This window comes from Pseudomonas sp. GW823-FHT06B06 (genome assembly GCF_058795195.1).
On record NZ_JBXAHO010000005.1, the window covers coordinates 23,571 to 38,616 of the forward strand.

General features: G+C 58.5%; 17 protein-coding genes and 1 tRNA gene. 2 read left to right on the plus strand and 16 right to left on the minus strand.

The window, feature by feature from the left end; genetic code table 11:
* The first annotated feature begins 374 nt into the window (after window positions 1–374).
* Both AC1Q8Q_RS05930 and AC1Q8Q_RS05935 read left to right on the plus strand, forming a co-directional pair.
* Window positions 375–587, plus strand: a complete 213-nt coding sequence (locus AC1Q8Q_RS05930) for a cold-shock protein (RefSeq protein WP_007977299.1) — start codon at window positions 375–377, stop codon at window positions 585–587.
* Between the two features lie 94 nt (window positions 588–681).
* Window positions 682–1,170 carry an RDD family protein gene (locus tag AC1Q8Q_RS05935; protein ID WP_020798450.1) on the plus strand — a complete coding sequence of 163 codons (489 nt, stop codon included), beginning with the start codon at window positions 682–684 and terminating at the stop codon, window positions 1,168–1,170.
* 135 nt (window positions 1,171–1,305) lie between these two features.
* Here the strand turns inward: AC1Q8Q_RS05935 and nadA are convergent, their stop codons facing one another.
* From nadA to aspS, 16 genes are all read right to left on the minus strand, one after another.
* Window positions 1,306–2,364 carry a quinolinate synthase NadA gene (nadA, locus tag AC1Q8Q_RS05940; RefSeq protein WP_008054654.1) on the minus strand — a complete coding sequence of 353 codons (1,059 nt, stop codon included), beginning with the start codon at window positions 2,362–2,364 and terminating at the stop codon, window positions 1,306–1,308.
* Window positions 2,365–2,635: 271 nt separating this feature from the next.
* Window positions 2,636–2,711: transfer RNA gene (locus AC1Q8Q_RS05945), tRNA-Lys, on the minus strand.
* Window positions 2,712–2,774: 63 nt separating this feature from the next.
* Window positions 2,775–3,467, minus strand: a complete 693-nt coding sequence (gene queC, locus AC1Q8Q_RS05950) for a 7-cyano-7-deazaguanine synthase QueC (protein ID WP_020798451.1) — start codon at window positions 3,465–3,467, stop codon at window positions 2,775–2,777.
* Between the two features lies 1 nt (window position 3,468).
* Window positions 3,469–4,116 (minus strand): 7-carboxy-7-deazaguanine synthase QueE, encoded by a 648-nt coding sequence (gene queE, locus AC1Q8Q_RS05955; RefSeq protein ID WP_020798452.1) that lies wholly within the window; start codon window positions 4,114–4,116, stop codon window positions 3,469–3,471.
* A 167-nt stretch (window positions 4,117–4,283) separates the two neighbouring features.
* Window positions 4,284–5,129 carry a tol-pal system protein YbgF gene (gene ybgF, locus AC1Q8Q_RS05960; RefSeq protein WP_033040435.1) on the minus strand — a complete coding sequence of 282 codons (846 nt, stop codon included), beginning with the start codon at window positions 5,127–5,129 and terminating at the stop codon, window positions 4,284–4,286.
* Window positions 5,130–5,135: 6 nt separating this feature from the next.
* Complete coding sequence (gene pal / locus AC1Q8Q_RS05965) at window positions 5,136–5,633, minus strand: peptidoglycan-associated lipoprotein Pal (protein ID WP_003178634.1); 498 nt, start codon at window positions 5,631–5,633, stop codon at window positions 5,136–5,138.
* 52 nt (window positions 5,634–5,685) lie between these two features.
* On the minus strand, window positions 5,686–6,966 hold the full coding sequence (gene tolB, locus AC1Q8Q_RS05970) for a Tol-Pal system beta propeller repeat protein TolB (RefSeq protein WP_173667181.1): 1,281 nt from the start codon (window positions 6,964–6,966) through the stop codon (window positions 5,686–5,688).
* Window positions 6,967–6,983: 17 nt separating this feature from the next.
* On the minus strand, window positions 6,984–8,081 hold the full coding sequence (tolA, locus tag AC1Q8Q_RS05975; RefSeq protein ID WP_020798455.1) for a cell envelope integrity protein TolA: 1,098 nt from the start codon (window positions 8,079–8,081) through the stop codon (window positions 6,984–6,986).
* Window positions 8,081–8,533, minus strand: a complete 453-nt coding sequence (tolR, locus tag AC1Q8Q_RS05980; RefSeq protein WP_162276380.1) for a protein TolR — start codon at window positions 8,531–8,533, stop codon at window positions 8,081–8,083. The genes tolA and tolR overlap by 1 nt, the downstream gene beginning before the upstream one ends.
* 23 nt (window positions 8,534–8,556) lie before the next feature.
* Entirely contained in the window at window positions 8,557–9,252 is a 696-nt protein-coding gene (gene tolQ, locus AC1Q8Q_RS05985; RefSeq protein WP_007995636.1) for a protein TolQ, read from the minus strand.
* The gene (ybgC, locus tag AC1Q8Q_RS05990; protein WP_492614886.1) at window positions 9,242–9,709 is read right to left on the minus strand and encodes a tol-pal system-associated acyl-CoA thioesterase; all 468 of its coding nucleotides are present in this window, start codon (window positions 9,707–9,709) and stop codon (window positions 9,242–9,244) included. The genes tolQ and ybgC overlap by 11 nt, the downstream gene beginning before the upstream one ends.
* A 127-nt stretch (window positions 9,710–9,836) precedes the next feature.
* On the minus strand, window positions 9,837–10,898 hold the full coding sequence (gene ruvB, locus AC1Q8Q_RS05995) for a Holliday junction branch migration DNA helicase RuvB (protein ID WP_020798458.1): 1,062 nt from the start codon (window positions 10,896–10,898) through the stop codon (window positions 9,837–9,839).
* Window positions 10,899–11,507, minus strand: a complete 609-nt coding sequence (gene ruvA, locus AC1Q8Q_RS06000) for a Holliday junction branch migration protein RuvA (RefSeq protein WP_020798459.1) — start codon at window positions 11,505–11,507, stop codon at window positions 10,899–10,901.
* A gap of 114 nt (window positions 11,508–11,621) precedes the next feature.
* Window positions 11,622–12,146: a crossover junction endodeoxyribonuclease RuvC gene (gene ruvC, locus AC1Q8Q_RS06005; RefSeq protein WP_020798460.1), complete on the minus strand. Its 525-nt coding sequence runs from the start codon at window positions 12,144–12,146 to the stop codon at window positions 11,622–11,624.
* 158 nt (window positions 12,147–12,304) lie between these two features.
* On the minus strand, window positions 12,305–13,051 hold the full coding sequence (locus tag AC1Q8Q_RS06010) for a YebC/PmpR family DNA-binding transcriptional regulator (protein WP_020798461.1): 747 nt from the start codon (window positions 13,049–13,051) through the stop codon (window positions 12,305–12,307).
* 128 nt (window positions 13,052–13,179) lie between these two features.
* Window positions 13,180–14,955 carry an aspartate--tRNA ligase gene (gene aspS, locus AC1Q8Q_RS06015; protein WP_020798462.1) on the minus strand — a complete coding sequence of 592 codons (1,776 nt, stop codon included), beginning with the start codon at window positions 14,953–14,955 and terminating at the stop codon, window positions 13,180–13,182.
* Window positions 14,956–15,046 lie beyond the last annotated feature (91 nt).

Here is a 15,046-nt window from a genome sequence, read left to right on the forward strand (position 1 = left end):
GCTTACACTGCACTAATGTGTAACGCAACCGCCATAAAATAGTGCATCGTTTGGCTCTTAGCTTCGATTATGAACTTTGCTTATAACGATCGAAAACATCTGAACACCGTCAACGCATACGCCCGCGCTAGTTGTCAGTGGTGTCAGCAACCTGAGCAAATCCGGGGCCTCCAAAGGGGCTTGTTTTTTCTCCCGAAGTTGGCGTAGAGTTTGTTCACTGTGTTTGCATGGGTCGCTTGGAATCGTGACCTGGGCAGTAGCCTACAAGTTAGCTACATCCCGTTCGACGTCTTCTTACTCTCCTGCAACCAGCCCCAGTACTCTTTCATGAGAAAGAGACTGTCATTAATTTTTTGCGTCAAAGGAAATAAGAAATGTCCCAACGTCAGAGCGGTACCGTCAAGTGGTTTAACGACGAAAAAGGTTTTGGTTTTATCACACCTGAAAGCGGTCCGGATCTGTTCGTGCATTTCCGCGCCATCCAGGGCAACGGTTTCAAGAGCCTGAAAGAAGGCCAGAAAGTGACCTTCATCGCTGTGCAGGGCCAGAAAGGCATGCAGGCTGACGAAGTACAAGCAGAAGCTTAATCTTCTGTAACGAAAAAGCCCCTGATGCTGACATCAGGGGCTTTTTTGTGCGCGTAAATCCGTAAAATGGCTTCTTTTGCGCCCAGAGGCTGCCATGTCGAAACACCTGCTCAAACCCCAGGGCGACTTTCCCGCCGTCGGCCTGGGTCGTCGCCTGGCAGCAATGTTCTATGATTTCCTGCTGTGCACCGCCCTGCTGATCGTCACCAGCGGCGTCTACAAGATGATCCAGATGGCGATCATCGGCGAAGAGAAAATGCGCACCCTGACCGAAGCTGGCGCGCTGGACGGCGATCCACTGCTTTCAACAGTGCTGCTGTTCGTGCTGTTCGGCTTCTTCGCCAAGTTCTGGACCTATTCAGGCCAGACCCTGGGGATGCAGGTGTGGTGCGTACGGGTACAGAATGCCGATGGCTCATCCATCAGCCTGTGGCAGGCGCTGTTGCGCTTTGTAGTGGCGATCGCGTCGTTGCTGTGCGTAGGCCTGGGGTTCTTCTGGTCGCTGTTCGACAAGCAGAAGCGCAGCTGGCATGACATGTATTCCAACACCCAGCTGGTGCGGGTCCCGAAGAAGAACAAATAATTCAGCCATACGAAAACCACTGTGGGAGCGAGCCTGCTCGCGAAAGCGGTGTGTCAGTCACTATCAACTTTGACTGTTACACCGTCTTCGCGAGCAGGCTCGCTCCCACAAGTTTTTTTTACTGAATGAGAGACCTCAGGCGTTGCCGGCCAGCTTCATCCGCGCCGCCTGGGTAAAGTCCAGCATGCGCTTGAGCGGCCGAATCGCCTGCGGAATCAACGCCGGATCAACAAAGATCTCGTTCGTCCCTTCCTTCAAGCTCTTGAGCGTGCGCTCAAGGGTATTCATCGCCATCCAGGGGCAATGCGCGCAACTGCGGCATGCCGCGCCGTTACCGGCCGTTGGCGCTTCGATAAAGACCTTGTCCGGGCACAGCTGCTGCATCTTGTAGAAGATACCGCGATCGGTAGCGACGATCAGGGTCTTGTTGGGCAGGCTCTGTGCCGCCGCGATCAACTGGCTGGTAGACCCGACGGCATCCGCCAGCTCGATCACCGAGGTCGGCGACTCCGGGTGTACCAGGATCGCTGCATCCGGATACAGCGCCTTCATGTCTTCGAGCTGCTTGGACTTGAATTCTTCGTGAACGATGCAGGCACCGTCCCATAGCAGCATGTCGGCACCGGTCTGACGCTGGATGTAAGTACCCAGGTGCTTGTCCGGCCCCCAGATGATGGTTTCACCGTTATCCATCAGGCTTTCGACGATTTCCAGCGCGCAGCTTGAAGTCACCACCCAGTCCGCGCGGGCTTTGACCGCCGCCGAGGTATTGGCGTAGACCACCACCGTACGCTCCGGGTGCTGGTCACAGAACGCGGAAAACTCATCGACGGGGCAACCAAGGTCCAGCGAGCAAGTCGCTTCCAGGGTCGGCATCAGGATGCGTTTTTCGGGGTTGAGGATCTTGGCTGTCTCGCCCATGAACTTCACACCGGCGACCACCACCGTCTTGGCCGGGTGGGCGTTGCCGAAGCGGGCCATCTCCAGCGAGTCGGAAACACAGCCTCCGGTCTCTTCGGCCAGGGCCTGAATCACCGGATCGCAATAGAAGTGCGCCACCAGCACCGCGTCCTGAGCCTTGAGCTCGGCAGCGATGGCGGCACGATAATAAGCTTCCTCATCGGCGGTCAGCGGCTTGGGCTGCTTGGCGTCGAGGTGGGCTTGAACCAGAAGGCGTTCGGAAATCTGCGTCATGTTCGCAAGACCTGCAGGCGCATTCGCGCGAAAGTCGAGTATACACCCGGCTCCGGACCCAACAGGGTACCGCCGGGAAAGTGAGTATTGATCAGGCACGGACAGCGTTGAAGCTGCGCAAGGCTACAGAATATCGGCAGGATGCAAAAGATGATTCTGACCTGCGCCCTGCAGTGCAGCAAAGGAACAGGCGAGCGTTAAATCGCAGGCAAAAAAAAACCCGGAAATCCTCACTTGCGTGGGCCTTCCGGATTTTCTAAACCGCCAAAAATGGTGGGTCGTGTGGGATTCGAACCTACGACCAATTGGTTAAAAGCCAACTGCTCTACCAACTGAGCTAACGACCCGCTGTGTGGTGGCGCGTATAATACTGATTTTTAAGGACTATTCAACACCTATTTTAAAATAATTCAAAAATAAGGTGTTGGGTCGCTGATTCCGGCTGCCGCAAAGCCTTCTGCGCGCAGTCGGCAGCTGTCGCACTTGCCGCAGGCACGGCCGTTATCGTCGGCCTGGTAGCAGGAAACGGTCAGGCCGTAGTTCACGCCAAGCTTCACACCTGCCTGGACGATCTGTGCCTTGCTGAGGTTTTGCAGCGGCGCCTGAATCCGGAAGCCATTGCCTTCCACGCCTGCCTTGGTCGCCAGATTGGCCATGCGCTCGAACGATTCGATGAACTCGGGACGGCAATCCGGGTAACCGGAGTAATCCACCGCGTTGACGCCGATGAAGATATCCCGCGCACCGAGCACTTCCGCCCAGCCCAACGCCAGGGACAGGAATACCGTGTTACGCGCAGGCACGTAAGTCACCGGAATGCCCTCGCCCAACTCTTCCGGGATATCGATGCTGGTGTCGGTCAGCGCCGAGCCGCCCATTCCGTTCAGGTTAAGGCCGATGACCTTGTGCTCGACCACACCCAGGTCGCGGGCAACGCGTTCGGCGGCGTACAGTTCGGCGTGAGAGCGCTGGCCGTAGTCGAAGCTCATGGTGTAGCAGCTATAGCCTTCGGCACGCGCCATGGCCACGACGGTTGCCGAGTCCAGGCCACCGGACAACAGGATGACCGCGCGTTTTTCGGCAGTGTTGAGTGGTTCAGTCATTTCAGCGCCCCGGCTCGTCATTCCAAAGATATTTGTGCAGCTGCAATTGCAGACGCACTGGCAGGTTGTCCGCCACCACCCAGTCCGCCAGGTCTCGCGCATTGAGATCGTGGTGGCTTGGCGAGAACAGGACTTCACCGGCACGCTGGTCCAGACCGTACTGGATCAGCTTGGACACGGACCAGTCATAGTCTTCACGCGAGCAGATGACAAACTTCACCTGATCGTTGGGCGTCAGCAGCTCGATGTTTTCATAGCGATTGCGGTGCGCTTCCTTCGAACCCGGGGTTTTCAGGTCGACAACGCGACTGACCCGGGAATCTACCGCCGAGATATCAATGGAGCCACTGGTTTCCAGTGACACTTCGTAACCGGCATCGCACAAGCGCTTGAGCAATGGAATGGCATTGGGCTGGGCCAGGGGCTCGCCACCTGTGACACAGACGTAACGCGGCCGAAAGCCGGCTACCTGCTCGAGGATATCGTCAAGGGTGCGAAGGGTCCCACCCGTGAATGCGTAGGCGCTGTCGCAGTACTGGCAACGCAGAGGGCAACCGGTCAGGCGCACAAAAACAGTGGGCAGGCCAGCAGTCCGCGTTTCCCCCTGCAACGAGTAGAAAACTTCGGTAATTCTCAATGTGTCTTGCATAGTCGCCACGGGCGTAACAGCTAAACAGGCTGTCCGCCTCCGTCAGGCACTTCAAGGAACCCCGGCAATGCGCAGGCCCCAAAAAGCGTGTTTCAGAAAATGGGCGTGAATTCTAACGAAAAAACCCGCGACAAGCGCGGGTTTCTTCGAAACGGGTCAAGCAGCCATTACATTTTTTGCAAGTCACGCTGGGCCAGCTGAGCGGCGGAAGTGCCCGGGTACTGCGACACAACTTGTTGCAAAATGCCTTTTACCTTGTCGGGATGACCCAGGCGGCGTTCTACATCAGCGAGCTTGTACAGCGAGTCAGGCACTTTGGCGTGCTTGGGGTACAGCTGCGAAACCTTGGCAAATGCCTGACCCGCACCTTGCAGATCGCCTTTGGCCAGGTTCACTTCGCCCAACCAGTACTGGGCATTGCCTGCGTACTGGCTGTTCGGGTACTTGCGCAGGAAAGCGGCAAAAGCCTGGCTGGCCTTGTCGAAGTCCTTGGCCTTGATCAGGTCGAAGGCAGCGTCGTAATAGAGCTTTTCCTTCGCCGGATCTGCCGGCTCGCTACCCGCGGCGGGTGCTTGAGCGGCAGCCGCTCCCGCACCTGCAGCTGCGCCAGCTGCTGCACCAGGGGCATTCAAATCGCCACCGGTGGAAGAATTCTCAGGAGTCGCGGCTGGTGCAACGCCGGTTCCTATGCGCCGATCAAGATCCTGGTATCGCTCCAGGCTTTCCTGCTTCATGCGCGCTACATCATTTTGCAGAACCTCGATCGCACCTTGCTGGCGCTCGATCTGTTGCTGCATTGATTGCAGTTGGTTGAACAGCTCGCCCTGTGCCGAGACAGGGGCCGAAACCCCTCCCCCGGCATAGGCGCCGTTCGTACCGTAACCTGCAGGCGGATAACTGGTCCCGCTATTGTTATAGCCGGAATCGTTTTCGACCACAGGAACCGCAGCCCACGCCGCAAGCGGCGCGAGACTGAGAGCCAGGACAGTTACAGCACGACGGCACGTTCGCATGACGAATTACTTACGCAGTTCGACGCGACGGTTTTGAGCCCAGGACTGCTCGTCGTTGCCGGTAGCAACTGGACGCTCTTCGCCGTAGGAAACCAGTTCCAGCTGAGCTGGGGAAACACCTTGCAGTACCAGGTAGCGCTGAACGGCTTTCGCACGACGCTCGCCCAGTGCCATGTTGTACTCACGAGTACCACGTTCGTCGGTGTTGCCTTCCAGAACAACGCGAGCGCCGTTTGCTTTCAGGTCTTTGGCGTGAACGTCCAGAGCGCGCATGGCTTCTGGCTTCAGGTCCGAACTGTCGTATTCGAAGTAGAAAGTGGTGATAGCGCGCAGTGCAGCTTCTTCGCTCAGGGAGCCGTCAACTGCACCAGTGTTTGCGCCGTAACCAGCGTTTGGATCTACCGCGCCTTCACCGGCATTGTCGCCGCCTTTGGACGAGCAACCTACAGCTACAGCCATGGCCAGTGCCAGCGCAGCAAATTTACCAAACTTCAGCATTTCCATCGTGAAACTCCTAATGAACCCCAGTGTGTTAAGTACAACGTATAGCGCCGCGTCAGTTCAGGTAAGGGGACCAGGAAGGTTCTCTGACTTCGCCTTGAGCGGTAGGAAGCGGGAGCCTTACGCGTCCATTGATAGACACGAGCATCAAGACTCCCCGGCCCTGCTGGCGGGTGGCGTAGATTACCATGGTGCCGTTGGGCGCGACAGTGGGCGACTCGTCCAGAGTGCTATCAGTGAGGATTTTTACGCTACCGCGTTGCAAATCCTGGGCCGCCACCTTGAAATTGGTGAAACCTTCCTGACGATGGATCATCACCAAGGTCTTTTCATCAGCCGACAGCTTAGGGTTGGCGTTGTAGTTACCGACGAAAGTCACGCGCTCGGCACCACCGCCACCCACGCTGGTCTTGTAGATCTGCGGTTTGCCGCCACGGTCAGAGGTGAAGTAGATGGTCGAACCATCCTTGCCCCAGAACGGTTCGGTGTTGATGCCCTGGCCGTTGGTAACGCGACTGATCTGGCGCGAGCCCAGGTTCATCACGTAGATGTCCGGGTTACCGTCCTTGGACAATACGAATGCCAGGCGATTGCCATCCGGCGACCAGGCTGGCGCGCCGTTCAGGCCTTCGAAGTTGGTGATCTGCTCACGGCGACCGGTGTCGATGTTCTGCATGAAAATGCGCGGACGCTTCTGCTCGAACGAGACGTAGGCGATACGCTTGCCATCGGGAGCGAAACGCGGCGACAGGATCGGCTCACGCGATTGCAGCAGGGTCACGGCACGGGCACCGTCATAGTCCGAACGCTGCAGCGTGTAACGGGTGTTCTTTTCGGAGAAGCGCTCGGCCGTCACGTACAGCAGGCGAGTCGAGAACGCACCCTTGATGCCGGTGAGTTTTTCGAACGACTGGTCGGCGATGTAGTGGGACATGTCGCGCAACTGATCGACGCTGCCCGACACGCTGCCGGTGAGCACTTGTTGCTCGGTGGCGACGTTGAACAAGGCGTATTGAACCTGCAGGCGACCGCCCGCTGGCGCAATGCTGCCGACCATGACGTACTGGGCGCCCAGCGCCTTGAAGTCACGGAAGATGATTTCGCTCGCCTGGCTTGGCTGGCTGATCATGTTCTGTTTTGGAATCGGCGAGTAGTAACCCGAGTTGCGCAGGTCGTTACCGATGATTTCCGCCATGTCGTCCGGCAGCACGCTGCCGCCCTGGTTGCCGAACGGCACGACTGCAATCGGAGTAGCCCGATCGCTGCCGCTGGTGACCAGAATGTTTTTCTCATCTGCCATCGCGATCCCTGCCATGCAGCAGATCACGACGAGCATTCCTCGAAGGAGGTTTCTCACGGGGCTAGATCCTCAGGTGTGAATGTCATCTTGAATGAACGATACGGAGCAAAATCGCTCGGCTTCATTCCCTGCATTTCTGTCAAACGTCCAATATTCTTCACTGCCGCTACGGCTGAAGCGTCAAACGGACCGTCGCCACTGGACTTGAGCACCTTGACCGAAGTCACCGTACCGTCCGGCAACATGCCGATTTGCAACTGAACCGTCATGCCTTTGCGGGCCGAAGGTGGACGAGCCCAGCCTTCCGCTGCACGCAATCGAATCAGATCATCGAAGCTGCCGGCGACTTCGTCGCCCTGCTCATCCGCCAAGGCCTGCTGACGCTGAGGCGTGTCGGAAAGCAAATCTGCCAAGGCCTGGGCCTTCTTGTCTTCGGCGGATTTACGCGCCGCATCCTGCGCTTTCTTCTTCGCAGCATCGGCAGCAGCTTTCTTCTTCGCTTCTTCGGCGACTTTCTTCTTCGCCTCTTCAGCTTCAGCTTTCTTCTTGGCGTCTTCAGCGGCTTTCTTCTTCGCGTCTTCGACGACCTTTTTCTTCGCTTCTTCAGCGGCCGCTTTCTTGGCCTCTTCTTCAGCAGCCTTCTTGGCTTCTTCTTCCGCTTTCTTCTTGGCTATATCAGCCAATTGTTTCTCTTCTGCCTTCTTGGCTTCGGCGGTCTTCTTCGCTTCATCGGCTTTCTTGGCTTCGTCGGCCTTCTTGGCCTCGTCAGCCTTCTTCGCCTCTTCAGCTTTCTTCGACTCGTCGGCCTTCTTGGCTTCCTCGGCCTTTTGAGCCGCTTCTTCTTTCTTTTGTTCCGCAGCCTTCACCGCTTCCTGTTCGACCTTCTTCTGCTCCAACTGCTCGACTTCGGTCTGGCGCGCGGCGGATTTCTTCGCCTCACCCGCAATCTTCTGATTGGTCTGGGTGGTTGCCTGACTTTTCGATTTCAACTGGTACAGGGTCGCCTGGACAATCGGCTTGGCCGGCGGCAACTCCGGAGTGAAGGCAAAACTGACAAACAGCATGCCGAACACCAGCACGTGCAAGCCAATCGCCCAGACACTAGGCCAGAAGTAGCTTTCCGAGGCGGACGGCTCTCGCTGTTGCTGCATCAGGGCGCCTCGGTAATCAAGCCAACATTACCGACGCCGGCTTTCTGCAACCCGCCCATCGCGCCCATGACAGACCCGTAGTCGACGCTCTTGTCGCCACGAATGAAGACCTGGGTACGCTTGCCGCCTTCGTTGCCCACGCGAATGATCTTGGTCACCGCGTCAGTCATCTGCGGCAGGGTCATGGCGCGGTCTTGTTGCTTCTCTGTATCGACTTCGCTGCCAAGGTTCCAGTAGTAGGTCTTGTCAGCCTTGATCGAAATGGTCAGGACCTGGGTGTTGTTGTCCTGCGGCAAGGCTTCGCTGGAAACCTTGGGCAGATCAACTTTCACGCCCTGATTGAGCATTGGCGCGGTCACCATGAAGATGACCAGCAGCACCAACATCACGTCGATGTAGGGCACCACGTTCATCTCGGCGACCGGCTTGCGCTTTTTGCGAGCTCGAGCGATTAAAGCCATTGGGAATTACCTGCTTATTCTTCGCTGGTGTGCACTTTGCGGTGCAGGATCGCCTGGAATTCGTCGGCGAAGGTGTAGTAACGGCCCAGCAAGGTTTCGCTGCGGGCAGCAAAACGGTTGTAAGCGATAACGGCTGGAATGGCGGCGAACAGACCGATCGCAGTGGCGATCAGGGCTTCGGCGATACCCGGCGCCACGGTGGCCAGGGTGGCTTGCTGGGCAGTCGCCAGGCCACGGAAGGAGTTCATGATGCCCCAGACGGTACCGAACAGACCGATATACGGGCTCACGGAACCGACGGTGGCGAGGAACGGCAGGCTCTGCTCGAGCTTTTCTTCTTCGCGGGAAATGGCAACGCGCATGGCACGGGCCACGCCTTCCATGACCGCTTCCGGGTCAACGCCTGGCTGCTGGCGCAAACGGGAGAATTCCTTGAAGCCAGCACGGAAGATTTGTTCGACGCCGGAATCCGGGTCCGGGTTGCTACCCGCCTGGCGGTAGAGTTTGGACAGGTCGATACCCGACCAGAAGCGCTCTTCGAAGCTCTCCAGGGCGCGTCGACCGGCACGCAGCAGGTTGCTGCGCTGAAAGATCATGATCCATGAGGTCACCGATGCGGCTACCAGGGTCAGCATTACCAGTTGCACCACGATACTGGCATTGCTGACCAGGCTCCACATGGAGGAATGGTCGACGACGTTAGCTTCCACGCTTTATCTCCTGCTTTGAGTGTGTACCCGCGCCGCTCACGGCGGCAAAGGCCACTCGTAGAGCTTCGGGAATGGCCCGGGGTTTTAAACTTTCAGTGCGCACACAGGCCACCAGAAACTGCCCTTCACAGAGCAATACATCATCGGTGGCCCGTCTGACCTGCTGCTTGAAGCGCAGGCTGGCACGGTTCAATTCGACTACTTCAGCGCTTACCAGCAGCTCGTCGTCCAGTCGCGCCGGCGCGTGATAGCGCGCTTCGCTGGAATGCACGACGAACAACAGGTCCTCCCCGGCAAGCGAAGATTGGGCAAAGCCCAGCTCTCGCAGTCGCTCGGTTCGAGCCCGTTCCATAAACTTGAGGTAATTGACGTAATACACGATGCCGCCCGCATCGGTGTCCTCGTAATAAACGCGACAACGATGTGCGAAAGGCTCAAGCCCGTTTTGCGCGCGCATACTCTAGTGCTTACTCCTCGGGTTGCCAATCCGGCCAGGCAACTGTTTTTCAATGTTCTGCGGCTTTCGCGCAAAAGTACGGTCCTGGGACCACACAATGCCCGAAAAAATCAGCTCGCAATGTTAATTAATCGTCCACGGCATCAGGAAACTCGTCTACCACGGGCATCTCGCCCAATCGTGACGGAATGTTTAAGCCGAAGTGCAGATACGCATGTCGCGTCACTACCCTGCCCCGCGGGGTACGCATGATGTAGCCCTGCTGGATCAGGTAGGGCTCCAGCACATCTTCAATGGTGTGGCGCTCTTCGCTGATGGCTGCGGCCAGGCTGTCCACCCCGACCGGCCCGCCATCGAACTTCTCGATCATGGTCAGCAACAGGCGCCGGTCCTGGTGATCGAAGCCACGCTCGTCGACATCCAGCAGGTTCAGGGCCAGGTCGGCGATTGGCTTGGTGATATGGCCCTTGGCACGAACTTCTGCGAAGTCACGCACCCGGCGCAGCAAGCGGTTGGCGATCCGCGGGGTACCGCGGGCACGCCGCGCGATTTCAAAAGCGCCTTCCGGATCCAGTGGCAAGCCAAGGATGTTCGCCGAACGGCTGACAATCGTCGACAGGTCGGCGTTGCTGTAGAACTCCAGGCGCTGGACGATGCCGAAACGGTCACGCAGCGGGTTGGTCAGCATCCCCGCCCGCGTGGTCGCACCGACCAGCGTGAACGGCGGCAAATCAAGCTTGATCGACCGCGCGGCAGGCCCCTCGCCGATCATGATATCGAGCTGGAAATCCTCCATCGCCGGGTACAGCACCTCCTCGACAATCGGCGACAAACGATGGATTTCATCGATGAACAACACATCGTGTGGCTCAAGGTTGGTCAGCAACGCTGCCAGGTCGCCTGGACGCTCGAGGACCGGCCCCGACGTGCTCTTGATCGACACGCCCATTTCCTGGGCGATGATATTGGCCAGGGTAGTCTTGCCCAGGCCCGGCGGACCGAAGATCAAGGTGTGGTCAAGGGACTCGCTACGCCCTCGGGCGGCCTGGATGAACAGTTCCATTTGCTCGCGAACGGTCGGCTGGCCGATGTATTCGGCCAGGCTGACGGGACGTATCGCGCGGTCCTGGACTTCCTCGCGATCACGGGGGGCACCCGTGGCAGCGATCAGACGATCAGCTTCAATCACTTAGATCATTCCCTTCAGGGCACGACGAATCAGGTCTTCGCTGCTCAAGCCTTTCTCCTTGATGGCGGAAATCGCCTTGCTGGCTTCCTGCGGCTTGTAACCGAGGGAGATCAGCGCACTGACCGCGTCGTTTTCGGCGGTATTGACCGGCGCAGGGGCATCCGGCTGGTTAGGCACCAGGGCAAACATGGCTGGTACGGTTTCCCAGGCCTTGAAGCGATCCTTGAGCTCCACCAGCAGGCGCTCGGCGGTTTTCTTGCCCACGCCCGGCACCTTGGTCAGCGCCGAGGTATCCTGGGACTGCACGCAACGCACCAGTTCGTCGACTTCCAGGCTCGACATCAAGGCCAGGGCCAGTTTCGGCCCTACACCATTGAGACGGATCAACTCGCGGAAAAAGTCTCGCTCACGCTTGCCGACGAAGCCATAGAGTAACTGCGCGTCTTCGCGCACGACCAGATGGGTGTGCAGCGTCAGCGGCTCACCGACCGACGGCAGGCGATAAAGCGTGGTCATGGGCACTTCCAGCTCATACCCCAGGCCGTTTACATCCAGAATCAGGTGCGGCGGCTGTTTTTCAGCCAGTGTGCCGCGCAAGCGTCCAATCACGTTACAGATCCTTGAGCGTTGACCAGCCCTGGGCCAGCGGCTGACAGAACAAGGGTTTTGCGCCGACAACCCAGGCGCATGCCCCTCATTCCAGAAAAATGATTGCTGATGCTATCAGAGACGCAAGCGCCCGCCACGACTGCGTGCCGCGCCCAGGCCATGGGGCAACAGGCTGGAGCGGGTGTGCGCATGGCAAATGGCAATGGCCAATGCGTCGGAGGCGTCGATTTGCGGTTTACTGGTCAGCTTCAGCATGTGCATGACCATCATCTGCACCTGCTCTTTGTTGGCTGCGCCGGTACCGACCACAGCCTGCTTGACCTGGGTGGCCGTGTATTCGGCAATTTCCAGGTTTTCTTCTGCGCCGGCCACGATGGCCGCGCCACGCGCCTGCCCCAGCTTCAGGGCGGAGTCGGCGTTGCGGGCCATGAACACCTTTTCGATGCCCATGGTCACCGGACCGTAGGTCTGAATGATTTCCCGTACACCGCGATAAACGATCTGCAGGCGCTCGTGCAACTCGCCGGCGCCGGTGCGGATGCAACCGGAAGCCACGTACTCACAGCCACGACCGGTATCGCGCACCACACCATAACCGGTAATGCGCGAACCGGGGTCGATACCAAGAATTAAAGTCATAACGCCTGTGAGTTAAGTAAAAGCACGCCATTAAAGACTGCGCAGAACAAATGTGGGAGCGAGCCTGCTCGCGAATGCGGACTTTCAGGCAGCATGGTTGCTGAATTTGAAGTCGCTTTCGCGAGCAGGCTCGCTCCCACACTGGATCGCAGTCGCCGTTAACCGAGCTGTGCGGCGACCGACTCCGGGATGTCCGCATTGGAGTAGACGTTCTGCACGTCATCCAGGTCCTCGAGCATATCGATCAGCTTGAGGATTTTTTCTGCGCCTTCCAGATCCAGTTCGGCACTGGTGGTCGGCAACATGACGATTTCTGCGTCATCACCTTTGAATCCGGCCGCTTCCAGCGCGTTGCGCACCGCATAGAATCCGGTGAACGAGGTGAACACATCGATAGAGCCGTCTTCGTTGCTGACCACGTCATCGGCATCGGCTTCCAGCGCAGCTTCGGTCAAGGCATCTTCATCGACGCCTGGCGCAAAGCTGATTTGCCCCTTGCGTTCGAAAAGATAGGCCACAGAACCGTCAGTGCCGAGGTTGCCGCCGCACTTGCTGAACGCATGGCGAACAGCCGCCGCGGTCCGGTTGCGGTTGTCCGTCATGCATTCGACCATCACCGCCACGCCGCCGGGACCGTAACCTTCGTAAGTCAGTTCTTCGACGTTGTCGGCTTCGGTCGCGCCAGCGCCACGAGCAATGGCGCGATCAATGATGTCGCGGCTCATGTTCGCACCAAGGGCCTTGTCCAGCGCCAGGCGCAGGCGCGGGTTGGAGCCCGGATCGCCACCACCCTGACGGGCCGCGACGGTCAGCTCACGAATCCACTTGGTGAAGATCTTGCCTCTCTTGGCATCCTGACGTTCTTTGCGGTGCTTGATGTTCGCCCACTTGGAATGACCTGCCATAACTCGCTCCGAATTCTCTTTGACACATTGCCCGCCCCGCTGCATCGCTTCGGCCGGCAAACAAAAATCTTGGATTGCTCTACATATGCAGAAAGGGCGCATCCGCAGATGCGCCCTTCAGGTGAACCTTACTCTGCCTTGGGCGTTTCGCGCAGACGAATGTGCAGTTCACGCAATGCCTTGGCATCGACCTGACCCGGCGCCTGAGTCATGACGTCCGCCGCGCTCTGGGTTTTCGGGAAGGCGATCACTTCACGGATCGACTGGGCACCGGTCATCAACATCACCAGGCGGTCCAGGCCGAAGGCCAGGCCACCGTGCGGCGGCGCGCCGTACTTCAGGGCGTCGAGCAGGAAGCCGAATTTCTCTTCCTGTTCCGCTTCATTGATACCCAGCAGACGGAAGACCGACTGCTGCATCTCTTTGCGGTGAATACGGATCGAACCGCCACCGAGCTCGGTACCGTTCAATACCATGTCGTAGGCACGGGACAGGGCGCCAGCCGGGTTGGCTTCCAGCTCTGCCGGGGTGCACTTCGGCGCGGTGAACGGGTGGTGCAACGCGGTGAAGCTGCCGTCGTCGTTCTCTTCGAACATCGGGAAGTCGACGACCCACATTGGCGCCCACTTGCAGGTCAGCAGTTCCAGGTCGTGGCCGAGCTTGATACGCAGGGCACCCAGGGCTTCGCTGACGATCTTGGCTTTATCGGCACCGAAGAACACGATATCGCCATCGACCGCACCAACGCGATCGAGGATCACGTTGAGGTTGGCTTCGGGAATGTTCTTCACGATTGGCGATTGCAGGCCTTCGACGCCTTTGGCGCGCTCGTTGACCTTGATGTACGCCAGGCCCTTGGCACCGTAGATACCGACAAACTTGGTGTAGTCGTCGATCTGCTTGCGCGGCATGCTTGCCCCGCCTGGAACGCGCAGAGCGGCGATGCGGCATTTAGGGTCGTTGGCCGGGCCGCTGAACACCTTGAAATCGACTTCCTTGAGCTGGTCGGCAACGTCCACCAGTTCCAGCGGGTTACGCAGGTCTGGCTTGTCGGAACCGTAGCGGCGCATGGCTTCTTCGAACGTCATGTGCGGGAACTCGCCGAATTCCAGACCCAGCACTTCCTTGAACAGGTTGCGGATCATTTGTTCGGTCAGGCCCATGATCTCTTTTTCATCGAGGAAACTGGTCTCGATGTCGATCTGGGTGAATTCCGGCTGACGGTCGGCACGCAGGTCTTCGTCACGGAAGCACTTGGCGATCTGGTAGTAGCGATCGAAGCCAGCCACCATCAGCAGCTGCTTGAACAGCTGTGGCGATTGCGGCAGGGCAAAGAACGAACCGGCGTGGGTACGGCTTGGCACCAGGTAATCACGTGCGCCTTCAGGAGTGGCGCGGGTCAGGATCGGCGTTTCGACGTCGAGGAAACCGTTCTCGTCCAGGAAGCGACGGATACTGGTGGTCATGCGCGAACGCAAGCGCAGCTTCTCGGCCATTTCAGGACGACGCAGATCCAGGAAGCGATAGCGCAGGCGGGTTTCTTCGCCGACGTCGGAAAACTCGTTCAGCGGGAACGGCGGGGTTTCCGACTCGTTCAGCACTTCCAGCTCATAGCCCAGGACTTCGATCATGCCCGACGCCATGTTGGCGTTGGTGGCACCGGCCGGACGCAGGCGAACCTTGCCGGTGATCTTCACGACGTACTCGCTGCGCACGCGATCGGCGGCGGCGAAGGTTTCAGCGCGGTCCGGATCGAACACCACCTGGGCCAGACCATCACGATCACGGATATCGAGGAAAATCACCCCACCGTGGTCACGGCGACGGTGGACCCATCCGCAAAGGGTAATTTCCTGGCCGTCCAGGCTTTCGTTCAGTTGGCCGCAATAATGGCTGCGCATCATGGTAGTGGTTTCACTTCTCGTAATTCGACATTCGTTTGGAGCTCCTGCGCCGATCCGCTGGCGGATGACGCAAGAGCTCGCGCGTGTGGTT